Below are 21539 nucleotides of genomic sequence, written 5' to 3'. Positions count from 1 at the left end.
GTCGTGTGCAGGTGGTCCGCAAGGTCTGGGACCGGTGCACGAGGAAAGGCAGGAAGCCATGGCTGTGACGACTTCTCCGTACGCGAGCGACACCCTGCCCGATGGGACCGTCGATGCGGTGGTGATCGGCGGGGGTGCCGCAGGGCTGACCGGTGCGCTGATGCTCGCCCGCTCCCGCCGCTCGGTCGTCGTGATCGACAGCGGCTCCCCGCGCAACGCGCCCGCCGAGGCCATGCACGGCTTCATCGTCCTGGACGGCACCCCGCCGCCCGAGATCCTTCAGCGAGGCCGGGAGCAAGTGCGCCAGTATGGAGGGCGCGTCACCTTCGGTGAGGTGGCCTCGGCCGATCCCGCCGCGCCGTCGTCGGACGGGGATCTGCGGTTCACCATCACCCTGACCGACGGACGGAGCCTGAGCGCGCGCCGGGTCCTGGTGGCCACCGGCCTCAAGGATGTGCTGCCCGACATCCCCGGCCTCGCCGAACACTGGGGCCACGGCGTGGTGCACTGCCCGTACTGCCACGGCTGGGAGGTGCGCGATGAGCCCATCGGCATCCTCGCCACCGGCCCGGCCTCCGTCGCCCACGCATTCCTGTTCCGGCAGCTGACCGAGGATCTGACCTTCTTCACCCAGGGCACCGACCTGGACGAGACCACCCATTCCCGGTTCGCAGCCCGGGGCATCCGCATCGTCGACACCCCGGTACAGGGGGTCGTCGACAACGAGGACGGCACCCTCGCCGGAGTGCGCCTGGCCGACGGGCAGTTCGTAGCCCGCCGCGTCCTCGCGGTCGCCACCCGGATGGAGGCCCGTACCGAGGGTCTGGACGGTCTGAAACTGCCGGTGCAGGACCTGCCCGACAACATGGGCCGCGGCTTCGTCTCCGGCATGGCCGGTACTACCGAGGTGCCGGGCGTGTGGGTGGCGGGCAACGCCACCGACCTCGCCGCTCAGGTCGGCGCCTCCGCGGCGGCCGGCGCCCTGGCCGGCGCCCACATCAACAGCGTGCTGGCCACCGCGGACACCGACGCGGCCCTCGCCTCAGCCCCGGGCGAGACTCCCGACCTCTGACATCCGGCGCGGCACCGGCCGTTGCACGTCCTGTGTGCGTGCGGCGGTCCGGGAACCGCCCATCCCCTTCGTCCGGCGCCCGGTCCTGCTCAGGCGCTGAGTCGGCATGCCCTTTTGAGAGGAATCCATGAGTACGAACGAGCCCGTACCGGCCGCGCAGGCCAGTGACCGGGGTGCCCTGAACGCGCGTACGCTGCGCATGATCCTGATCACCGTGTCCGTCGCCCTGATGGCGGTCATCGCCTCGGTCACCGGGCTGAACGTCGCGCAGACCCACATGGCCGTGGAATTCGGCGCCTCCCAGAGCACGGTCCTGTGGATCATCAACATCTACACCCTCGCCCTGGCCGCGCTGCTGCTGCCGCTCGGGGCCCTGGGCGACCGCCTGGGCCGTAAGCCCATGCTCATCGCCGGCCTGGGGGTCTTCGGCGTCGCCACCGTGCTCGCGGGCCTGGCCCCGACGGCCGAAGTGATGCTCGCCGCCCGCGTGGTCAGCGGCATCGGTGCCGCCATGATCATGCCGATCACGCTTGCCGTCATCACCTCCACCTTCCCCGAGGAGCAGCGGGGCAAGGCGATCGGTGTGTGGACCGGTATCGCCGGAGGCGGTGGCATCCTGGGCATGTTCCTCTCCGCGCTCCTCGTTGACGTCGCCGACTGGCGCTGGCTGTTCGCCCTGCCGGCGGTCCTGACCCTCGTGGCCCTGGCCATGACGCTCAAGTCGGTTCCCAACTCCCGTGAGACCTCGGCCCACCGATTCGACACCGCCGGCGCCCTGCTCTCCGCAATCGCCGTGACCGGCCTCATCTTCGTCCTGCAGGAAGGGCCCGAACGTGGCTGGGCCGCACCCGTGACATTGATCAGCCTGACTGCCGGACTTGTCGCCGCGGTCGCGTTCGTGGTCTGGGAGCTGCGCCGCCGCGACGCCTCCCTGCTGGACGTGCGGCTGTTCCGGGAGCGGGGACTGTCGGGCGGCTCGATCACGCTGCTGGTGGTCTTCGGTGTCCAGGCGGGCATCGGTGTCGTCCTCTTCCCATTCTTCCAGGCCGTACTCGGATGGTCGGGACTGCTGTCCACGGTCGCGATGATGCCCATGGCCGTCGCGATGATGATGGCCGCCGGCCTGTCCCCCAAGCTGACCTCGGCGGTCGGCACCCGCTCGACCATGGTGGTGGGCATCGCACTGGCCGGTATCGGCATGGCGCTCATGGCGCTGTTCGTATCTGTCGGCGGCGGCTACCTGTCCGTCCTGCCCGGCCTGATCGCCATGGGCGTGGGCATGGGACTGTCGATGACCCCGTCCACGGAGGTCATCACCGCCTCCCTGCCGCGCGAGAAGCAGGGCGTCGCCTCCGCCCTCAACGACGTCACCCGCGAGTTCGGCACCGCACTCGGCGTCGCCCTGCTCGGCGCACTCGTGTCCGCCGGCTACCGCAACGCCATCGACGACAGGCTGCACGGCATCCCCCAGGGCCCTGCGGACACCGCCCGGGAAGGCGTCGCCAACGCCATCGAGGTGGCGGGCAGCACCGGACCGCACGCACCGGACCTGATCCACGCGGCACAGCAGTCCTTCGTCGACGGCTGGCAGCAGGCCATGTGGGCGGGCGCCGTCATCATGGGCGCCCTGTTGGTCTACATCGCCCTCCGCGGCCCCGAGTACACGTCCTCCGCGGTCGCGGACGAGACGGATCCCACTGAGGCCGTCGCCGTCGGCTGACCGCACAAGAGCCGTGCCGCGGCCGGAAACACAAGAGACAGACCCCCGTCGACCGTCAACAACGCTCCTGGTCGGTGCACCTGGCCCGCACGCCCTGGCCAGGACCCGCCCGAGCTCAACCGTCGGCGCCCGCGATCGTATGGACACGAGCGCGAGGACGTCCCCGCCCGTGCGGGATCCGGGCAGGCCCCTTGCTTTCAGCCCGCGGCACGCCGGCCGCGACCGGAGTGCCGCAGGCGCCGCGCGCCGTTCCACGGAGCACCCGCACATGGGGCACCGCAGACCGAGATCTGCGGTGGCCCACCGAAAAGGTCAGTCCTTTTCGAGGATCGTCTTGAGCTCGGACAGCATCGCGGTCCAGCCGCCGCTGACGCCCTCGAGCATCTTGGAGTCGGCCGAGGCGAAGCCGTCGTGGGTGATGGTCAGCTTCACGCCCATCTCCGGCTCCTCGGCGGGCTCGATGTCGAAGGCGACCTTCGAACGCTCCTTGGCCGCTTCGGTGAACTCCGCGTCGCTCATGCCGAACATCTCCTGGTGCATCGGCTGCAGCGTGTGCCAGGTGTACGCGAGCCGCTTGCCGGGCTCCGACTCGGTGACGACCTGGCCGAGGTCCTGCGGCTCGCCGCCGTCCTCGACCGGCCAGAGCACCTTGGAGCCGAGCTGCCAGTCGGAGGACGGCGCGTAGCCGCCGTGGTACTGCTTCAGGAACTCCGGGCTGGTCAGCCCTTGCCAGAGCTTCTCGGGCGTGGTGTGGATGTAGATCGTGTAGACGTACTCGGGCTTGGTCATCGCCGTTCCTTCCAGGGCGTGCTTCAGATTGCTGAGCGCTGCCATCCGGCCCCGCTCGTACTGGCCGATCCAGCGGTCGGCAATGTCGTGGATGGGCACGGGATTGAGGTAGTGCAGCCGCTCTCGGCCGCGCGGGACCGACGTGACCAGGCCCGCTCCCTGCAGCACCGCCAGATGCTTGGAAACGGCCTGTCTGGTCATCTCCAGCCCGGCGCACAGCTCGCGCAGACTCTGCCCGTCCCGCTCGTTCAGCCGGTCCAGCAGTCTTCTTCGGCTCGCGTCCGCGAGTGCTTTGAACACCTCGTCCATGCCATCCAACCCCCTCGGCACCAGAATGGCAACCATTTAGTTGCATGTCAATCGACGAGAGTGCGTCCCAGGAAAGAGCGGGAAGCGCGCCACGAAGGGTTGGGGGGTGCCGCGAAGGGTCCCGATCCGGTCCTTCGGCACACGGTCGCCCTCAACGCCGCGATCTGGCGAACGCACAGTTCGGAAAGGGCCCGACTCTTCGGAGTCGGGCCCTTCCCTCAGGTGCGCCTGGACGGGGGCGGGCTGCCCCCGGGGAGACCGCACCCCCCTCCCTCCCCCAGGTACGCCGCCACCCCGTCCAGCGCCCGCGCGAGCCCGAAGGCGAAGTCGTCGAAGTCGTCGGCCGTAGGCGCCGTATCCGCGTCCAAGTCGTCGAAGGCGCCGTCCGTCACCGCCTCGCGCAGTGCCGGAAGCCGACCGCTCTCCGTCACCCGGCGCAGGAACTTCCCGTAGCCAGCCATCCGTCGCGCCGACCCCTCCGGGTCCTGGTGCAGCAGCGACAGGATGGTCAGCTCGCTCCGCACCTGGCCGCTGATCAGCAGCGACACCGCGATCTTCTCGCCGTGGCCGAGGCGCGTGTCTGCGAGCACTGCCAGGCACTGGTCCAGCCAGGCCAGCTGGTTCGGCGTCACCGGCGGTCCGTGTGCCGCCACCAGCGGGACCGCCCACAGGTGCGTGAGCAGGCAGTCGCGCATCGCCGCCGCCCAGTGTTCCAGCCCTGCCCGCCAGTCGCCCCCGGCGGCCTCCGGCAGCGGCGCCGGCGGGCCGATCGCCGCGTCGACCATCAGCATGACGAGCTCGTCCTTGGTCGACACGTACCGGTACAGCGCCATCGTCGAGGCGCCGAGCTCCTTGGCCACCCGGCTCATCGACACCGCCTCGATGCCCTCGGCGTCCGCGACCGCGATCGCCACCGTCACGATGCCGTCCAGGGTCAGGCCGCGCTTCGGACCCTTGTGCGGGCGGTCGCGCAGGCCCCAGGCGACCTCGAGGCCGGCGGGGAAGGGGTCCGGGGTCTTGCTCTCCATGGCAGGCGAGTTTATGTCATACGCAGTTCCGTGTATGGTCTACGCAGTAGCGTGTATGGCATACGCAGAAAAGTCGGCAAGGAGTCAGCGTGGAGAGCCCACCCGCCATCGAGGCCCGCGGTCTCGCCAAGTCCTACGGAGACGTCCGCGTCCTGCGCGGCATCGACCTCGCCATCGCCCCCGGCACCGTCTTCGCCCTGCTCGGGCCCAACGGCGCCGGCAAGACCACCACCGTCCGGATCCTCGCCACCCTCATCGCCGCCGACGCCGGCGAGGCCCGCATCGCCGGGCGGGACATCGTCGCCGAGCGGTCCGCGGTCCGCCGGACGATCAGCCTCACCGGCCAGTACGCCGCCCTGGACCAGGAGCTCACCGGCGCCGAGAACCTCCGCATGACGGCGCGGCTCACCGGACTTCCGGGCGCCGCCGCCCGCGTCCGCGCCGACGAGCTGCTCACCCGTTTCCGGCTCACCGACGCCGCGCACCGGCGCGTGGGCACGTACTCCGGAGGCATGCGACGGCGCCTCGACCTGGCCGCCTCGCTCGTCGGCGAGCCGGCCGTCGTCTTCCTCGACGAGCCGACCACCGGGCTCGACCCACGCAGCCGGCAGGAGGTGTGGGAGCTGGTCGCCGGGCTGGCGGACTCCGGGGTGACGGTCCTCCTCACCACGCAGTACCTGGAGGAGGCCGACCGCCTCGCCGACCGGATCGCGCTGATCGACGGCGGACTGATCGTCGCCGAGGGCACGGCCGAGGAGCTGAAGCGACGAGTGGCGGGCGAGCGGCTGGATCTGACCTTCGCCGGCCCCGAGGCGTACGCAACCGCCGAGCGGTTGCTCGGCGACCTCGTCGTGCGGCGCGATCCGGACGGCCTGCGGCTCGGGGTGTCCACCAGCGGTCGCGCCGACCACGTGCGCGAACTCCTCGACGCCGTCGACCCGGAACGCCGCCTCGTCACCCGCTTCGCGGTCCACGGCACCACCCTCGACGACGTCTTCATGGCCCTCACGGGCAGCACGCACCACGACGAAACCGAGGAGCCCGCCCATGTCTGACGCCCTCACCATGACCGGCCGCTCCGTCCGCCTCAGCGCCCGTACGCCCGACGCGCTGATCACCGCGCTCGCGATGCCGGTGATGCTGATGCTGGTCTTCGTCTTCTTCTTCGGCGGGGCGATCGAGACCGGCGGGAAGTACGTGCAGTACGTGGTCCCGGGCGTGCTCGTGCTCTGTGCCGGCTTCGGCGCCGGCAACACCGCGATGAGCGTCGCGAACGACATGCGGGGCGGGATCATCGACCGCTTCCGGTCCATGGACGTCGGCGGTACGGCGATCCTGGCCGGACATGTTGCGGCCTCGGTGGTCCGCAATCTCGCCGCCACCGCCGTCGTCTTCGGCGTGGCCGCCGCGATCGGCTTCCGCCCGCAGGCGTCGGCGGCCGGGTGGCTCGCGGCGATCGGGGTGCTGGTCTGCTACATCGTCGCGCTGTCGTGGCTGTCGGCGGGGGTGGGCCTGATCGCCAAGTCCCCGGAGGCGGCAGGGGGATTCACCTTCTTCATCGCCTTCCTGCCGTATCCGTCCAGCGGCTTCGTGCAGATCGACACGATGCCGTCCTGGCTCCGCGGCTTCGCCGAACACCAGCCGCTGACACCGGTGATCGAGTCCATGCGTGGTCTGCTCCTCGGCCAGCGAGTGGGCGACGACCCGTGGCTGGCGCTGGCGTGGTGCGCGGGGATCACGGCGGTGTCGGTGGCGGCGGCCGGGGTTCTGTTCCGGCGCGGTACGCATTAGATGTGCTGTCCGGACAGGTTGGTGACGCGGGTGTCGCGCCGTGGTCGCCAAGTCAGCGTCCCGTCGAACCGTCGATCAGCTCGCGCAGGATGTCCGCGTGGCCGGCGTGGCGGGCGGTCTCCTCGATCAGGTGGGTGAGGGCCCAGCGGACGCTGGGGGCGGGCCGGTCCGGGCGGGGGCGGGGGAGCGGTGCGCCGAGGTCGGTGCACGTGTCGAGTGCCCGGTTCGCGTGCTCGACGGCCTCCCGGTAGCGGGCGACGACCTCGGCCACGGTGTCCTCCGGCGCCGCGCGGAACGTCACCGGCCAGTCCCGCACTTCCTCCCCTAGGAAGACCGCGCGCTCGACGTGGGTCAGGTGGTTGAGCAGTCCGAGCAGATTCGTGCCGGACGGCACCGCGGCCGTGCGGACTCGCGGTTCCGGGGCGCCGTCGACCTTGGCGGCGATCGAGTTCCGGAGGTAGTCGAGGAACCCGCGCAGGGTCTCGGCCTCGCTGCTTCCGGTGCGGGGCGGAGGGGTGTCCCGGCGGTGGGTGCGACGGGGGGTGCTGGGCATGGTGGCCTCCTTGCGGGGCGGGGGCGGGGGCGTACGCGTCAGCCGTCGCGGCGGACGATCAGGACGTGGTCGACGACCTCCGCGGTGCGTCCGCCCGGGCCGGTCCCGGTCCGGCGCGATGCGTCCGCCCGCTCGACCGGCCACGTCGCCGGGTCGAGACCGAGGTCCGCCGCGACCTCCCGCGGGGTGGGGTACCGGGCGGCCGGGTCCTGGTCCCACGACCACGGCGCGGTCGAGCCGTGGTCGACGACCAGCAGCCGCCCGCCGGGGCGCAGCGCGTGCGCGGCCGTGCGCAGGACCGCCGCCCGGTCCAGGTCGAAGGGAGTGTGGAGGTAGTGCGCGCAGATCAGGTCGAAGCGGCCCTCGGGGAAGGAGGCGCGCAGGTCGTGCGGTGCGGCGTCGATCAGGTCGCCGAGACCCTGTGCGCGGGCCCGCCCGGCCAGCCGCTCGGCCGCCACCGGCGAGATGTCGACGGCGGTGACGCGCCAGCCGCGGCGGGCGAGCCACAGCGCGTCGCCGCCGTCGCCGCAGCCGAGGTCCAGCACGTCGCCGGGCGGCAGTTCCGCGACCGTCTCGGTGAGGCGGGCGTTGGGGCTGGGCTCGGTGGCCGCCGGGCGGGCCGCGTACAGGCCGTCCCAGAAGGCGACCGCGTCCGTGGTGCTCATGGGAACTCCTTCGGTCGGGAGGAGGTGACGCGGCCAGTCTCACCACCCGCGACGGAACCCGGCACGCGAACTTGCCGTTGTGGCAAGCTGACCCCATGGGCGACGCCGGAACGGACGACGTACTCGACGTACTCGACGCCGTGGGCCCGCGCCTGCGCGCGCTGCGCCGCGAGCGGGGCATCACCCTCGCCCACCTCTCGGCGGCGACCGGGGTGTCCGAGAGCACCCTGTCCCGGCTGGAGAGCGGACAGCGCCGGGCCACCCTGGAACTGCTGCTGCCGCTCGCCAGGATCTACGACGTCCCGCTGGACGACCTCGTCGGCGCCCCGCGCACGGGCGACCCCCGGATCCACCTGAAGCCGATCCGGCGGTTCGGGATGGTCTTCGTGCCGTTGTCCCGGCGGCCGGGCGGCACGCAGGCCTTCAAGATGATCATCCCGAGTCGCCCGGCAGCGCTCGAACCGACACCGCAGACCCACGAGGGCTTCGAATGGCTGTACGTGCTCAGCGGCCGGCTGCGGTTGCTGGTCGGGGAGCGCGATCTGGCCCTGTCGCCCGGTGAGGCGGCCGAGTTCGACACGTCCCTGCCGCACTGGCTGGGCAGCGTCGACGGCGGCGCGGTCGAACTGCTCGTCCTCTTCGGGCTGCAAGGGGTACGGGCGCATGTGCGCAGCGGTTGACCGGCGGGCGTCCTGGAACGGGCGTCACTCCCGCCCCGCCACCCGCCGGCACGCCTCCGCGTACCCCCGCACCAGCGCCCGCCCCGCGTCCTCCCGGCGCCAGGCCAGGGCGTAGCGGCTGGGGCTCAGGCCGCGGACCGGACGCGTGGTCACGCCGCCCAGGGTGATCAGCGGGGCGTTGCCCGTGGCCACGAAGCAGATGCCGAGGCCGGCGACGAGGGCCTCGTACGTCTCCTCCGTACCGGCGATCTCCGCGCCGACGCGCGGTGGGCCCGCCGCGGGGCCGCCCAGTGCGCGCCGTTCGTCCAGCGCCAGCCAGAAGTCGCGCAGGACGCCCGCCTCCGGCGGCAGGGCGAGGAACGGCTCGTCGGCCAGGTCGGCGAAGTCGACCTCCGGGCGCGAGGCCAGGGGGTGGGTGTCGGGGAGGGCGACCAGGCGGGGTTCCTCGGCGACCACGGTCCACGCGTAGCGGTCGGCCCCGGGCAGCGGGAGCCACACGTAGGCGAGGTCGGAGGTGCCGTTGGCCAGCCCCGCTGTCGGGTCCTCCCAGCTCATCTGCCGCAGCCGGACGACCGCGTCCGGGTGGGCGGCCGTGAAGCGGGAGCGGATCGCGGGCAGCAGGCCTCCGCGCCCGGGGCTGGTGCTCATGCCGACGGTCAGCGTGCCGTGCCGCGCAGCCAGCACGGCGTCCAGAGCCGCCGCGCCCGAGGCCCACTCGGCGAGCACCTGACGGGCGTGCGGCAGCAGTGCCGCGCCCGCCTCGGTGAGCGTCACGCCCCGCGGCCCACGCCGGAACAGCTCGGTGCCCAACTGCCGTTCCAGCGCCCGGACCTGCTTGCTCAGCGCGGGCTGGGACACGTACAGCCGCTCGGCCGCCCGCGTGAAGTGCAGCTCCTCGGCCACCGCGACGAAGTATCGCAACTCCCGTACGTGCACGTCCGTCGTCGTCATAACCACTGGCTATCACCGCGGGTCTTGGACCATCAACCCGCTTGTCGGGAAGGGTGGTTCGCGTCGGAACGGCGGATACGAGGGAGTCGGCATGAACAAGGTGTGGCTGATCACCGGTGCCAGCAGCGGCTTCGGGAGGGCGATCGCCGAGGCGGCCCTCGCCGACGGTGACGTGGTCGTCGGTGCGGCGCGGCGGCCCGAGGCGCTCGACGGCCTCGTGGCCGCGCACCCCGACCAGATGGAGGCGCTGCGCCTGGACGTCGCCGACACGGCCGCCGCCGGTGACGCGGTGCGGGACGTGGTGGCGCGGCACGGACGGATCGACGTCCTGGTCAACAACGCGGGCCGCACGCACGTCGGTGCCTTCGAGGAGACGGGCGAGGACGAACTGCGCGCCCTGTTCGACGTGCACGTCTTCGGGCCGGCCGCGCTGACCCGGGCCGTGCTGCCGCACATGAGGGAGCGGCGCTCGGGGGCGATCGTGCAGATGAGCAGCATGGGCGGGCAGCTGTCCTTCGCGGGCTTCTCGGCGTACAGCGGGACGAAGTTCGCGCTGGAGGGCATGTCCGAGGGGCTCGCGGACGAGGTGCGGGAGTTCGGCATCAAGGTGCTGATCGTCGAGCCGGGAGCCTTCCGCACCGGGCTGTTCGGGGCCGGCAACGCCGGGATGAGCGCGGACAGCGGCGTGTACGCCAAGGTGGCCGAAACCCGCGGGCTCGTCTCCGGCGGCGACGGGAACCAGCCGGGAGACCCCGCCAAGGCGGCGGCCCTCGTCCTCGCGGCCCTGACGGCCGAGCGCACCCCGTTGCGGCTGCCCCTCGGTGACGACGGTGTCAGCGCGGTTCTCGGCCATCTCGACCAGGTCCGCGAGGACGTCGAGGCGTGGGAGAAGCGCACCCGGGCCACCGCCTTCGGGGACTGAACGGGGAGTCAGCAAGAGGGGGCGTGAGGTGCTCCGCTCAAACGGCACGGGGCCCCGCACATCCGTGCAGGGCCCTTGTGCAATTCCTCTGGAAGCCTCAATCTTTCGGCTGACGCACCAAAGCCGCCCCACGTTGTCATGGGCATGACTTACCTGTGTCCTGTCCGTGTCCTGCGGGCGGTCTGCTCGGCGTGCACGAACCCCACCATGCACCACCCCCACCGAGGAGGACCCCTCACATGGCAGTGCTGCGTCACCACCCCCACCGCACCACCCGGCGAAGACTGGCCGCCGTCGGCGCCGTGGCCACCGCGGCCCTCACCGCGAGCCTGGTCTCCGCGCTCCCCGCGGGCGCCGCCCCGGCCGCCGCCGAGGGCCACATCCAGTACCAGGACGCGGCGAACGCGGTCGCCGACAGCTACATCGTGACCCTCAAGGCGGACGAGGCGAGGTCCGGCTCCGCCGAGGGCCGCGCCGTCGCGAAGAAGTACGGCGCCGACATCGAGCGCACCTACACCAAGGCCCTCAACGGCTACGCGGTCGAGGCCTCGGAGACGGAGGCGAAACGTCTCGCCGCCGACCCGGCCGTCGCCTCCGTCGTCCAGAACCGCACCTTCCACGTCACCGGCACCCAGCCCAACCCGCCCTCCTGGGGCCTGGACCGCATCGACCAGCAGAACCTCCCGCTGGACGACTCCTACACCTACCCGGACAGCGCCGGACAGGGCGTCACGGCGTACGTCATCGACACCGGCGTCCGCATCACCCACAACGACTTCGGCGGCCGCGCCTCCTACGGCTACGACGCCATCGACAACGACAACACCGCCCAGGACGGCCACGGCCACGGCACCCACGTCGCCGGAACCGTCGCGGGCAGTGCGTACGGCGTCGCCAAGCAGGCCGACATCGTCGGCGTCCGGGTCCTCGACAACTCCGGCTCCGGCACCACCGCGCAGGTCGTCGCCGGTATCGACTGGGTCGCCCGCAACGCCGTGAAGCCCGCCGTCGCCAACATGTCCCTCGGCGGCGGCGCCGACAGCGCCCTGGACGCGGCCGTCCGCAACGCCATCTCCTCCGGCGTCACCTTCGTCGTCGCGGCCGGCAACGAGTCCACCAACGCCTCCACCAAGTCCCCGGCCCGGGTGACGGAGGCGATCACGGTCGGCGCCACCACCTCGAGTGACGCCCGCGCCTACTACTCCAACTACGGCTCGGTCCTCGACCTGTTCGCGCCCGGCTCGTCCATCACCTCGGCCTGGAACAGCGGCGACTCGGCCACCAACACCATCTCCGGTACGTCCATGGCGAGCCCGCACGTCGCCGGGGCCGCCGCCCTCCACCTGGCCGACAACCCCTCGGCCACCCCCGCCCAGGTCGCCTCCGCGCTGACGTCCGCCGCCACCAGCGGCGCCGTCTCGAACCCGGGCAGCGGCTCGCCCAACCGGCTGCTGAACGTCGGCGACGGCGGCACCACGCCCCAGCCCCCCGGCGACCGCTTCGAGAACACCGGTGACTACACCATCCGGGACAACGCCACCGTCGAGTCCCCGGTGACCGTCTCCGGCGTCTCGGGCAACGCCCCCTCCGCGCTCTCCGTCGACGTGAACATCGTCCACAGCTACATCGGCGACCTCCGGGTCCAGCTGGTCGCCCCGGACGGCACGGCGTACACGCTCAAGTCGTACGGCACCGGCGGCAGCGCCAACGACATCGACACCACGTACACCGTCAACGCCTCCTCGGAGAGCGCGAACGGCACGTGGAAGCTGCGGGTCAGCGACAACGCGTCGTGGGACACCGGGCGGATCGACGCCTGGGCCCTGCAGTTCTGACCCCCGGTCAGTACTGATCCTCGTCCTCGCGGAACGGCTCCGGGTCGGTGACCCAGCCCGCCGCGAGGGCGAGGCGCGTGTGCCGGTGGACGGCGAGGAAGCCGAAGGGGCGGTCGAAGACGGCCCGCACGGTGGTGCGCCGCCAGCGCAGCTCCGGTATCCCGGCGCCCGCCGCACCCATCGCGGTCACCGCGGCGGCCTCGAACCCCCGGGCGCCGAACCGGGCCAGGGCGGACTGCCGGGCCGACTCGACGCACAGGGGGTACGAGCTGACGCCGGGGAAGTGACCGGGCACGCGCCGCACGGCCGTCGTCAGTCCGAACAGCTCCGGGCGTTCCAGCAGGTCGTGCTCGGACGTGACCGCGTACGGCGGCAGTGTCACGTCCAGCGTCGGCGGCTCGGGCCGCATCGTGCGCTCCCGTACGACCTCGACCCCCGGGCCCACCTCCCCGTACGGCAGACGCGAACCCGGCGTCACCGGGTGCCGGCGCGCGAGGACACCGATCCCCGCCCCGAGCACCTGTCCGGGCGTCATGCCCTCCTCGCCGAGCAGCAGATGGACGTCCACTGCGGTGTCGCCCAGTACCTTCAGCTCGGTGACGTGGCCGTCGGGCGTGTCCGCCACGCCGATCCGGTCGAGCAGCGCGCTGTGGCGCCACAGGCCCGCCAGTTCACGCCCCTCCCAGGGGCCGGTCTCCGGGGTGAGCCACCCCTCCTCGAAGGGCTTCAGCCACCGGGTGCGCAGCGCCAGCGCGCTCGCCAGCACCATCTCGGTGTCCCGCGTCGTCCGCACCGGCATGCGCTCGATCAGCCCGCCCGTGCGTTTCGCCGCCCAGGCGTCCAGCGCCGCCCCGTCGGCCTCCACGTCGCCCGTGAGCACGCCGTGCGCGTCGGCGGGCAGCCCGGCCTCCCACCGCTCGCGCAGTTCCAGCGTGCGCTTGGTCCACAGTCCCAGGGCGCTCTCCAGGCCGCGCACCGAGCCGAGGCCGGTGAGCAGTTCGCGGGCCGCCGGGGCCGCCCGGCCGGCGGGCACGCCCACCGCCTCCTCCAACTCCGACCGGGCCGCGCCCGCCGCGCCGTCGGCGAGCAGGGCGAGCAGGGGCCACACGCCCACCGCCGAGAAGACCGCGCCCCCGTCGGCGGTGGCCGCCCAGCGTGCCGTGAGCCCGTTCACCGCATGGACCGTCGTGCTCGTGACCCGCATGCCGTCCCCGCCCTCCGCGCGCTTACGATGCGCTCAGTGATCGCCCGGCCACCCAGCGGGCGGCCCGTCCCCCAGCCCCGCGGCGCCTCCGCGTCACCGCCCGAAACAGGAGCACGGTACACGTGTCCATACCGCCGCCGCCCGGCCCCCAAGAGCCCTTCCCCCAGGGGCAGTCCCCGCAGCAGCAGCCACCGCCGCAGTACCCGCAGGGGCACTACCCCCAGGGCAGCCCGTACTCGCCGCCGCAGCCGCAGTACCCGGGCGAAGCCTGGGGCCAGCCCTACGGGCCCTACCCCCGGCAGCCGCCCGTCAACGGGTTCGCCATCGCCGCCTTCGTGCTGGGCATCCTCTGCTGCGTGCCCGCGGTCGGGCTGGTGCTGGGCCTGGTCGCGCTGGCCCGGATCAGGAAGCGGGGCGAGCGGGGCAAGGGCTTCGCGGTGGCCGGTTCCGTGCTGTCGTCCGTGGGGCTGGTCCTGTGGGCGGTGACGCTCTCCACGGGTGCCGCCGGCGACTTCTGGGACGGCTTCCGGGACGCCGCGCGGGGCGAGGGCACCGCGTACGCGCTCCAGAAGGGCGACTGCTTCACCACCCCCAGCGGCTCCCTGCAGGGCGTGACGTACGACGTCGACCAGGTGCCCTGCGCGCGGGAGCACGACGGCGAGGTGTTCGCCGTGTTCGACCTGCCGGGTGGTGCCTTCCCCGGCGAGGGGGAGGTCACCCGGGTCGCCGACGAGCGGTGCTACGCCCTCCAGGACTCCTACGCCATGGACCGCTGGGCTCTGCCGGCCGACGTGGACGTGTACTACCTGACGCCGACCGCGCAGAGCTGGCGCGGCGGCGACCGCGAGGTCACCTGCCTGTTCGGGAACACGGACGAGCGGGGCACGCTGACCGGCTCCCTGCGCAACGACGGTACGAGGCTCGACCACCACCAGCACACCTATCTGTCGGCGGAGTTCCAGTTCAACCTGGCGATGGACGAGATGCCCGTGGTCCAGACGGTCGAGCAGGACCTCGCGGGATACCAGCACTGGGCGGCTCGGATGTCGGCGGCGCTCGAACGGGAGACCGGGATGCTGCGCGGGCACAGCTGGCCCGCCGGTGCGGAGCGGCCGGTCGCCGGCCTGGTCGAGGACCTGGAGACCGCCCGGGAGGAGTTCGGCCTCGCCTCCGGGGCGGCCGACGCCGACACGTACTACCTGCACCTCGGCAAGGCCCTCTCGCTCGTCGAGGGCGACAGCACGGTCACCGCCCGCGAGTCCCTGGGTCTGGACACCACGCCGCCGGTCTACGACGAGTCCGGTGACGGTGGAGGAGAGAGCCCCGGCAAGGAGGTGTGACGGCGGCTATAGCGGGGAGAAAGTGCCTGCGTAAAGCCCTCCGAGGGCACAAGTCATCACTTCGAGTGATTCTCTGGCCTTTGCTTGCCTGGCACAACCTACGGTTGCCACGCTGTTGCTGTCTGTACAACCTGATGGGAGCGGCCAGTGACATTCGGTGAGCAGCCGGCGTATCTCCGCGTCGCGGGCGATCTCCGCAAGAAGATCACCGACGGACTGCTGCCGCCCCACACCCGCCTTCCGTCCCAGGCACGGATCCGCGAGGAGTACGGCGTCTCGGACACCGTCGCGCTCGAGGCGCGCAAGGTGCTGATGGCCGAGGGGCTGGTCGAGGGCCGGTCCGGTTCCGGGACGTATGTGCGTGAGCGGCCCGTGCCCCGGCGCGTCGCCCGGTCCGGGTTCCGGCCGGCGGGCGGTGCCACGCCCTTCCGGCAGGAGCAGGCCGACGGTGAGGCGCGCGGCACGTGGGAGTCGCGCAGCGAGCAGGCCGAGGCGAGCGGCGCCGTCGCCGAGCGGCTCGGGATCAAACCCGGGGACCGGGTGATGTGCACGCGGTACGTCTTCCGGGACGGCGGCGAGGCCATGATGCTCTCCACCTCCTGGGAGCCGCTGGACCTCACCGGCCGCACGCCGGTGATGCTGCCCGAGGAGGGGCCGCTCGGCGGCATGGGCGTCGTCGAGCGGATGGCCGCCATCGATGTCGTCGTCGACAACGTGACGGAGGAGGTCGGCGCCCGCCCCGGCCTCGCGGAGGAGCTGCTCGCGCTCGGCGGCGTCCCCGGGCACGTGGTGCTGGTCGTCCAGCGCACCTTCTACGCCTCGGGCCGGGCCGTCGAGACGGCCGACGTGGTGGTTCCCGCCGACCGTTACCGGGTGGCGTACCACCTGCCCGTCAAGTAGCGGCGCCGCCGGGGGAGTTCGCGCGTCCCCGGTGGTGTGAGATGGCGCACGCCTCTCGTGCGCCTCCCGCGCCCCTTTTCCGTGTCCGTACGGACGTCCGCACCCTCGCCGACGTCCGCGCGGTGCCGCGATCCGGCCGTTCCCGCAGGTCGTCTCCGTGTCCTCGGCACGGCTCCGACCCGAAGCATCGGCGCGTGCACGGCGCACTCCGCATCGTGCGCCCCCTCCGTTCTGGCCGGTTGGGTACCTCTTTGTGTAAAGCCGTATTCGCTGCGTGAAGGTTAGGCGTAGGCTCGGGCATATGCGGATTGGGGTTTCCTTAGCAGGCGGGGCGCGGCGCGGGCCGTGGACGGGAAGTGGAGGGGCGCGATGAACGACGGCACGGTCACTCTCCCCTGGCTGGTCTTCCGGCAGGACGACAACGGCAACCGCTACCGCGTGGGCAGGTACGCGACCCGGGCCGAGGCCCAGAGGATCGCGGACACCCTCGACGGTCGCGGCCACCAGCAGCTCTACTGGGTCGAGAAGCTCGGCGCGGGCGGCGCGGGCGCGGCGGACTGACCGCGCCGCGCGAGCCGCCGGCGGGACCGACGGGCCATCGCCCGGGAAAGAGCCGTAGGCTCCCGCGCATGACGGAACGGATCGTGGTGGGCGCCGCCCTGGTCGACGACGGACGCCTGCTCGCCGCGCGCCGCAGCGCACCGGCCGAGCTGGCCGGACGCTGGGAGCTTCCCGGCGGCAAGGTCGAGGCGGGAGAGGCGCCCGAGGCGGCCCTCGTGCGCGAGCTGCGCGAGGAACTGGGCGTGACGGCGGAGCCCGGTGAACGGGTCCCGGGGCAGTGGCCCCTGCGAGCCCCCTTCGTCCTGCACGTGTGGACCGCGCGTCTGCTCCCCGGTTCCGCGGCCCCCGCACCGCTCGAGGACCACGACGACCTGCGCTGGCTCACCCCCGCCGAGGTCTGGGACGTGCCGTGGCTCGACCAGGACGTACCGGCCGTCGAGCGGGCCCTCGCCCACCTCGGACTGGGCGCGCCGGACGCGCGCGGTGCGTGAGAACGGCCCGGCGCGAGCGCCTCGTGCGCCGTGAGTGCAACTGTGCGCCCTCTCCGACGGTACCGGCCCCCGGGAACCGGGTATGTGCCCATTAACCCCACGAAACCGGACAGGAGTGGGGGTCGCCGGCCGGGGAAGTGATCGGCGTGATCGACAGCGAAGGCGGCTGTGCCGAGTGGGTCTTTCCCGCGGCACCGGACGCCGTGCGGACCGCCCGCTCCCGCGTCCGCGGCGCCCTTCGCGAATGGGGCCTCGACGACGTCGGCGACGTCGCCGCCCTCCTGGTCAGCGAGCTGGTCACCAATGCCCTGCGGCACGCCACCGGACCCATCGGCGTCCGCCTGGTGCGCCACCGGGCCGGGCCGGACGGCGTCCTGCTGGTGGAGGTCTCCGACCCGCTTCCGGACCCGCCCCGCGCCCGCGTCGCCCGGCCCGGCGACGAGGACGGCCGCGGCCTGCAACTCGTGGCCTCCTCCGCGCGCCGCTGGGGGACCCGGCCCGGAGAGGCGGGCAAGACGGTCTGGTTCGAACTCGCCGTGCCCGAGTGACCGAACGGCCCGAGTGACGCTCTGTTTTCCGCCCACCAACTGGTTCAGGCCAGTGGCAGTTGTCGAACTGCGTGATTCGATGCCGTGTCCGCTGGTTAGAAGACTGGAAGTGTTGTCACGGTCCGGACCGAAAACCATCGGGACCGTGCTGTGATCGTGAACACCGTGTCGTGCGGCCCCGTAGTGCTGGATACTGCGGGCAGCCGCTGCCGGTGACCGGTGCCGGACGCGGTGAGCTGGAGGGGACGGTTCGCGTGAGCGAGATACCAGCGAGGGCCACGGGGTCCGAGGGCCCGTCGGACGGCGCGCCGTTCGGTGACGCGGTGTGGCAGAGCAGCCCGCCCGGCTCCATCTACGACTACATCAAGGTCGCCTCCTTCTCCATCGGCCCCGACGGTCTCGTCGCCCAGTGGAGCCTGCGCGCCGAGCAACTGCTCGGCATCCGGGCCGAGCAGGCCGTCGGCACCGATCCCATCGAGGCCTTCATCGACCCCGACCTGCGGGAGCGGGGCCAGCGCAAGATGGCCGAGATCCTCGACGGGCGGGAGTGGACCGGCGTGGTGCCCTTCCGGGTGCCGGACCGCGGTGCCGAGGGCGGCGGCCGGCACGGACGCGGGCAGCGCGGGCTCGCCGAGGTGTACGTCATGCCGACGCGGACGGAGGACGGGGAGAAGGCCGCCGTCTGCATCGTCGTCGACGTCCGCGTGCTCCGGAGCATCGAGACAGACCTCGCCGCCTCGCAGGCCATATTCGGCCAGTCTCCCTTCGGCTTCCTCCTGATCGACCCCGACCTCAGGGTGCGCCGCGCCAACGAGCGGTTCGCCTCCGTCTTCGGCGGCACACCGGACGACCACCGCGGCAAGGGCGTCCACGACTACCTGCCGCGCGCCGAGGCCGACCGGGTCTCCGCGACCCTGCGCCGGGTGCTGGAGACCGGCGACTCCATCACCGACATGCACGTCACCGGCTTCACCCCGGGCACCGAGGACCGCCGCCACTGGTCGGTCAACCTCTACCGCGTGCACAGCGGTTCCGGACGCCCCATCGGCGTCGCCTGGCTCGGCACCGACATCACCGCCCGCCGCGAGGCCGCCCGCGAGGCCGCCGCCGCCCGGCGCAACCTCGCCCTCCTCAACGAGGCCGGCGCCCGCATCGGCAACTCCCTCGACCTGGAGACCACCGCCCGCGAACTCCTCGACGTCGTCGTCCCCGGCTTCTGCGACCTGGCCACCGTCGACCTCTACCAGGGACTGCTGGTGGGCGACGAGACCCCGCCCGGCCTCGCCGACGGCAGCGCGGAACTGCGCCGCGTCGCCTTCTCCAGCGCCGTCTCCGACGCGCCCTTCCACGGCACCGGCGAGCGGGTCAAGCTCGGCGCCGTCCACCACTACCCGTTCAACTCGCCCTGCGCGGACGCCCTGCGCACCGCACGGCCGCGCACGGTCCCCGCCGAGGACGGCGGCCTGGTGCAGTCCACGCTCGCCGTGCCGATGGTCGCCCACGACACCGTCGTCGGGCTCGCCCAGTTCGCCCGCACCAAGGGCAGCGAACCCTTCGGCGACCGGGACCGCGACCTCGCCGTGGAACTCGCCGCGCGCGCCGCCGTCTGCATCGACAACGCCCGCCTCTACCGGCGCGAGCACGAACGCGCCCTGATACTGCAACGGTCCCTGCTCCCGCCCGGCGACCCCGAGGCGTCCGGCCTCGACATCGCCTGCCGCTACCTGCCCGGCAACGCGGCCACCGGCCGGCCCAGCGAGGTCGGCGGCGACTGGTTCGACGTCATCGAACTGCCCGGCCACCGCACCGCCCTCGTCGTCGGCGACGTCATGGGCCGCGGCCTGCGCGCAGCCGTCGCCATGGGTGAACTCCGCACCGCCGTCCGCACCCTCGCCGGACTCGACCTCGAACCGGCCGAAGTGCTCTCCCAGCTCGACGAGATCGCCTGCGGCCTCGGCGCGCCCGGAGGCGTCCAGCAGGCCACCCGCGCCGCCCGCCGCCCCCGCGAGGCCGACCTCTCCGAGGTCTACCTGGCGACCTGCGTCTACGCCGTCTACGACTCGGTGACCCGGCGCTGCACCTTCGCCAACGCCGGCCACCTGCCGCCCGTCCTCGTCGAGCCCGGCGAGTCCGCGCTGATGCTGGACGTACCGCCGGGCCTGCCGCTCGGCGTCGGCGGCGAGCCCTTCGAGGAGGTGGAGGTCGAACTGCCCGAGGGCGCCCTGCTCGCCCTCTACACCGACGGCCTGGTCGAGAGCCGCGACCACCCCCTCGACGAAGGGCTCCAGGCCTTCGTCGGCGCGCTCACCGACCCCGCGCGCCCCCTGGAGGACGTCTGCGACCAGGTCCTCAACACCCTCGACAGCCACCACGGCGAGGACGACATCGCCCTGCTCATGGCCCGCGTCCAGGGCCTGCCCAGCGAGTCCGTCGGCGACTGGACCCTGCCCCGCGAGCCGCGCAGCGTCGGCCGGGCCCGCGAACTGGCCCGCGCCAAGCTGCTCGCCTGGGACATGGAACCGCTGGTCGACACCACGGAACTGCTCGTCAGCGAACTGGTCACCAACGCCCTCAGGTACGGCGAGGGCGAAATCAGACTCCGGCTCCTCCTCGACCGCACCCTCGTCTGCGAGGTCTGGGACTCCGGCCTGGTCCAGCCCCGCAGGCGCCGCGCCCGCGACACCGACGAGGGCGGCCGCGGCCTGCAACTGGTCGGCCTGCTGAGCGCGGCCTGGGGCTCACGCCGTACGCCGCGCGGCAAGACGGTCTGGTTCGAGCTGCCCCTACCGGGCGGCGACACCCAGCTCACCGACCCGGCGGAGGCGCTGCTGAGCCTGTTCTGACCTGGCCCGGGGTCGTACGGTTCCGGGCCCGCCGGGTGCGGCGCACATGCCCGTACCCGGCCAGCAGCAGGGCCGCCCCGGCCGTGACCAGGGGCGGCACCAGATCGGCGGAGATCACCGCCGCGCACCCCCGACCGCAACCGGAACACCGGTTCGAGTCGTCCCTGCTGGCAACACGCAGCGAGCGTATGCACGTGAACCGGCCACCGCGACCGGTGACGGGCCACAGGGAGGGGACACCGTGGAGGACACGGAGCCGAGAAACACCGACCCGCAAGCAGACCGGAAAGCCGCCGACGGCGACCAGCCCCCACAGCAGAGGAAGAGGCGGCTGCGTCGCACACGCCGTATCGTCCTGGCCGCCTTCCTCGTCCTGCTCCTCCCCCTCCTCACCGCCGAGACCGCCCTCCGCGTCAACTACATGGGCGACCCCGCCGACGGCACCCACACCAGGAACCGCGACGCCATGTGGCTCGGCCACGCCTGGGTCGACGGCCGCAAGGACGACGCGGACCTCGCCGCCTTCGCCGCCCGCCTGAAGACCACCGGCATCCGCGACCTGTACGTCCACACCGGCCCGCTGGAACACGACGGCACCCTGCCGAAGGCCCGCTACCCCAAGGCCCGCTGGCTGATCGACGCCGTGCACCGCGAACTGCCCGGCGTCCGCGTCCAGGCCTTCCTCGGCGACGTCCTCGTCACCGAGGGCCCCGACGGCATGCACCTGGACCGCGCCGACACCCGCGCCGCCGTCGTCGACTCCGCCCGCCAGGTCCTCGACGCCGGCTACGACGGCGTCCACCTCGACCTGGAGCCCCTGCACTCCGGCGACCGGAACTACCTCTCCCTCCTGGACGACCTGCGCACCGTCACCCGCGCGGAGAAGGCGCAGCTCTCGGTGGCCGCCCACCAGATCGACCCGCTGCCCGCCCTGCACACCGTCTTCGGCGTCTTCACCGAGAACCCCAAGTGGTGGTCGCAGGAGTTCTTCGGCCAGGTCGCCCGCCGCGTCGACCAGATCGCGGTGATGTCGTACGACACCGCGCAGCCGCTGGAGGGTACCTACGGCGGCTACGTCGCCCAGCAGACGTCCCTCGCCCTGGAGGTCACCCCGCCCACCACTCACCTGCTGATGGGCCTGCCCTTCTACTACGAGAGCAACTTCGACCACTGGGGCCACGCCGAGACCGTCGAAGCCGCCGTCCGCGGCGTCCGCCTCGGCCTTTCCCGGACGGACGCCGACCGCGAGCTCTTCGGCGTCGCCCCGTACATCGACTTCGCGGCGACGGAAACGAACTGGAAGGAGTACCGCGAGGGCTGGGTGAACCCGTGACTCT

20 protein-coding genes are annotated in these 21539 nt (G+C 72.6%); 14 read left to right on the top strand and 6 right to left on the bottom strand.

Annotation, left to right across the window (positions count from 1 at the left end; translation table 11 throughout):
• Positions 1-58 precede the first annotated feature (58 nt).
• Complete coding sequence (locus tag KUM03_RS09675; RefSeq protein WP_217246621.1) at positions 59-1072, top strand: NAD(P)/FAD-dependent oxidoreductase; 1014 nt, start codon at positions 59-61, stop codon at positions 1070-1072.
• 127 nt (positions 1073-1199) lie between these two features.
• The gene (locus tag KUM03_RS09670; RefSeq protein ID WP_217246620.1) at positions 1200-2792 is read left to right on the top strand and encodes an MFS transporter; all 1593 of its coding nucleotides are present in this window, start codon (positions 1200-1202) and stop codon (positions 2790-2792) included.
• A gap of 312 nt (positions 2793-3104) precedes the next feature.
• Here KUM03_RS09670 and KUM03_RS09665 read toward each other — a convergent pair whose 3' ends face one another.
• Both KUM03_RS09665 and KUM03_RS09660 read right to left on the bottom strand, forming a co-directional pair.
• Complete coding sequence (locus KUM03_RS09665) at positions 3105-3890, bottom strand: metalloregulator ArsR/SmtB family transcription factor (protein WP_217246619.1); 786 nt, start codon at positions 3888-3890, stop codon at positions 3105-3107.
• 218 nt (positions 3891-4108) lie between these two features.
• Positions 4109-4918 carry a TetR/AcrR family transcriptional regulator gene (locus tag KUM03_RS09660; RefSeq protein ID WP_217246618.1) on the bottom strand — a complete coding sequence of 270 codons (810 nt, stop codon included), beginning with the start codon at positions 4916-4918 and terminating at the stop codon, positions 4109-4111.
• Between the two features lie 89 nt (positions 4919-5007).
• Between KUM03_RS09660 and KUM03_RS09655 the strand changes: the two genes are divergently transcribed.
• Positions 5008-5973 carry an ATP-binding cassette domain-containing protein gene (locus KUM03_RS09655; RefSeq protein WP_217246617.1) on the top strand — a complete coding sequence of 322 codons (966 nt, stop codon included), beginning with the start codon at positions 5008-5010 and terminating at the stop codon, positions 5971-5973.
• Entirely contained in the window at positions 5966-6709 is a 744-nt protein-coding gene (locus KUM03_RS09650) for an ABC transporter permease (RefSeq protein ID WP_217246616.1), read from the top strand. Before KUM03_RS09655 ends, KUM03_RS09650 begins: the two co-directional genes overlap by 8 nt.
• 52 nt (positions 6710-6761) lie before the next feature.
• Here the strand turns inward: KUM03_RS09650 and KUM03_RS09645 are convergent, their stop codons facing one another.
• Positions 6762-7262 carry a DinB family protein gene (locus tag KUM03_RS09645; RefSeq protein ID WP_217246615.1) on the bottom strand — a complete coding sequence of 167 codons (501 nt, stop codon included), beginning with the start codon at positions 7260-7262 and terminating at the stop codon, positions 6762-6764.
• Between the two features lie 38 nt (positions 7263-7300).
• Positions 7301-7927, bottom strand: a complete 627-nt coding sequence (locus KUM03_RS09640) for a bifunctional 2-polyprenyl-6-hydroxyphenol methylase/3-demethylubiquinol 3-O-methyltransferase UbiG (protein WP_217246614.1) — start codon at positions 7925-7927, stop codon at positions 7301-7303.
• Positions 7928-8022: 95 nt separating this feature from the next.
• On the opposite strand from KUM03_RS09640, the gene KUM03_RS09635 reads away from it, so the two are divergent.
• Positions 8023-8607: a helix-turn-helix domain-containing protein gene (locus KUM03_RS09635; RefSeq protein WP_217246613.1), complete on the top strand. Its 585-nt coding sequence runs from the start codon at positions 8023-8025 to the stop codon at positions 8605-8607.
• A 24-nt stretch (positions 8608-8631) separates the two neighbouring features.
• Here KUM03_RS09635 and KUM03_RS09630 read toward each other — a convergent pair whose 3' ends face one another.
• Positions 8632-9558, bottom strand: a complete 927-nt coding sequence (locus KUM03_RS09630) for a LysR family transcriptional regulator (RefSeq protein WP_217246612.1) — start codon at positions 9556-9558, stop codon at positions 8632-8634.
• A gap of 91 nt (positions 9559-9649) precedes the next feature.
• Here KUM03_RS09630 and KUM03_RS09625 point away from each other — a divergent pair, with 91 nt between their 5' ends.
• Both KUM03_RS09625 and KUM03_RS09620 read left to right on the top strand, forming a co-directional pair.
• Positions 9650-10480, top strand: coding sequence for an oxidoreductase (locus KUM03_RS09625; protein ID WP_217246611.1), 831 nt, complete (start codon positions 9650-9652; stop codon positions 10478-10480).
• Positions 10481-10719: 239 nt separating this feature from the next.
• Entirely contained in the window at positions 10720-12315 is a 1596-nt protein-coding gene (locus tag KUM03_RS09620) for a S8 family peptidase (RefSeq protein WP_217246609.1), read from the top strand.
• A 7-nt stretch (positions 12316-12322) separates the two neighbouring features.
• Here KUM03_RS09620 and KUM03_RS09615 read toward each other — a convergent pair whose 3' ends face one another.
• On the bottom strand, positions 12323-13519 hold the full coding sequence (locus tag KUM03_RS09615) for a serpin family protein (protein ID WP_217246608.1): 1197 nt from the start codon (positions 13517-13519) through the stop codon (positions 12323-12325).
• 122 nt (positions 13520-13641) lie between these two features.
• On the opposite strand from KUM03_RS09615, the gene KUM03_RS09610 reads away from it, so the two are divergent.
• From KUM03_RS09610 to KUM03_RS09580, 7 genes are all read left to right on the top strand, one after another.
• Entirely contained in the window at positions 13642-14859 is a 1218-nt protein-coding gene (locus KUM03_RS09610; RefSeq protein ID WP_217246607.1) for a DUF4190 domain-containing protein, read from the top strand.
• 147 nt (positions 14860-15006) lie between these two features.
• Entirely contained in the window at positions 15007-15759 is a 753-nt protein-coding gene (locus tag KUM03_RS09605; RefSeq protein ID WP_217246606.1) for a GntR family transcriptional regulator, read from the top strand.
• 369 nt (positions 15760-16128) lie between these two features.
• Positions 16129-16320: an SPOR domain-containing protein gene (locus tag KUM03_RS09600; RefSeq protein WP_217246605.1), complete on the top strand. Its 192-nt coding sequence runs from the start codon at positions 16129-16131 to the stop codon at positions 16318-16320.
• A 68-nt stretch (positions 16321-16388) separates the two neighbouring features.
• Complete coding sequence (locus KUM03_RS09595) at positions 16389-16811, top strand: (deoxy)nucleoside triphosphate pyrophosphohydrolase (protein ID WP_217246604.1); 423 nt, start codon at positions 16389-16391, stop codon at positions 16809-16811.
• Positions 16812-16948: 137 nt separating this feature from the next.
• Positions 16949-17359 carry an ATP-binding protein gene (locus KUM03_RS09590; protein ID WP_217246603.1) on the top strand — a complete coding sequence of 137 codons (411 nt, stop codon included), beginning with the start codon at positions 16949-16951 and terminating at the stop codon, positions 17357-17359.
• A 254-nt stretch (positions 17360-17613) separates the two neighbouring features.
• Complete coding sequence (locus KUM03_RS09585) at positions 17614-20202, top strand: SpoIIE family protein phosphatase (protein WP_217246602.1); 2589 nt, start codon at positions 17614-17616, stop codon at positions 20200-20202.
• 241 nt (positions 20203-20443) lie between these two features.
• The gene (locus KUM03_RS09580; protein WP_308406284.1) at positions 20444-21535 is read left to right on the top strand and encodes a glycoside hydrolase family 18 protein; all 1092 of its coding nucleotides are present in this window, start codon (positions 20444-20446) and stop codon (positions 21533-21535) included.
• Positions 21536-21539: the final 4 nt, after the last annotated feature.

It is taken from the genome of Streptomyces sp. AC602_WCS936, from assembly GCF_019049125.1.
Lineage (GTDB): Bacteria > Actinomycetota > Actinomycetes > Streptomycetales > Streptomycetaceae > Streptomyces.
Note: the sequence above shows the minus strand (reverse complement) of the source record. Positions and strands in the feature narration are given on the sequence as shown.

Coding starts and splice junctions, on each gene's coding strand:
- KUM03_RS09630 (WP_217246612.1), bottom strand. CDS start 9,558: ATGACGACGACGGACGTGCACGTACGGGAGTTGCGATACTTCGTCGCG.
- KUM03_RS09665 (WP_217246619.1), bottom strand. CDS start 3,890: ATGGACGAGGTGTTCAAAGCACTCGCGGACGCGAGCCGAAGAAGACTG.
- KUM03_RS09635 (WP_217246613.1), top strand. CDS start 8,023: ATGGGCGACGCCGGAACGGACGACGTACTCGACGTACTCGACGCCGTG.
- KUM03_RS09650 (WP_217246616.1), top strand. CDS start 5,966: ATGTCTGACGCCCTCACCATGACCGGCCGCTCCGTCCGCCTCAGCGCC.
- KUM03_RS09640 (WP_217246614.1), bottom strand. CDS start 7,927: ATGAGCACCACGGACGCGGTCGCCTTCTGGGACGGCCTGTACGCGGCC.
- KUM03_RS09625 (WP_217246611.1), top strand. CDS start 9,650: ATGAACAAGGTGTGGCTGATCACCGGTGCCAGCAGCGGCTTCGGGAGG.
- KUM03_RS09615 (WP_217246608.1), bottom strand. CDS start 13,519: ATGCGGGTCACGAGCACGACGGTCCATGCGGTGAACGGGCTCACGGCA.
- KUM03_RS09675 (WP_217246621.1), top strand. CDS start 59: ATGGCTGTGACGACTTCTCCGTACGCGAGCGACACCCTGCCCGATGGG.
- KUM03_RS09595 (WP_217246604.1), top strand. CDS start 16,389: ATGACGGAACGGATCGTGGTGGGCGCCGCCCTGGTCGACGACGGACGC.
- KUM03_RS09600 (WP_217246605.1), top strand. CDS start 16,129: ATGAACGACGGCACGGTCACTCTCCCCTGGCTGGTCTTCCGGCAGGAC.
- KUM03_RS09660 (WP_217246618.1), bottom strand. CDS start 4,918: ATGGAGAGCAAGACCCCGGACCCCTTCCCCGCCGGCCTCGAGGTCGCC.
- KUM03_RS09670 (WP_217246620.1), top strand. CDS start 1,200: ATGAGTACGAACGAGCCCGTACCGGCCGCGCAGGCCAGTGACCGGGGT.
- KUM03_RS09620 (WP_217246609.1), top strand. CDS start 10,720: ATGGCAGTGCTGCGTCACCACCCCCACCGCACCACCCGGCGAAGACTG.
- KUM03_RS09645 (WP_217246615.1), bottom strand. CDS start 7,262: ATGCCCAGCACCCCCCGTCGCACCCACCGCCGGGACACCCCTCCGCCC.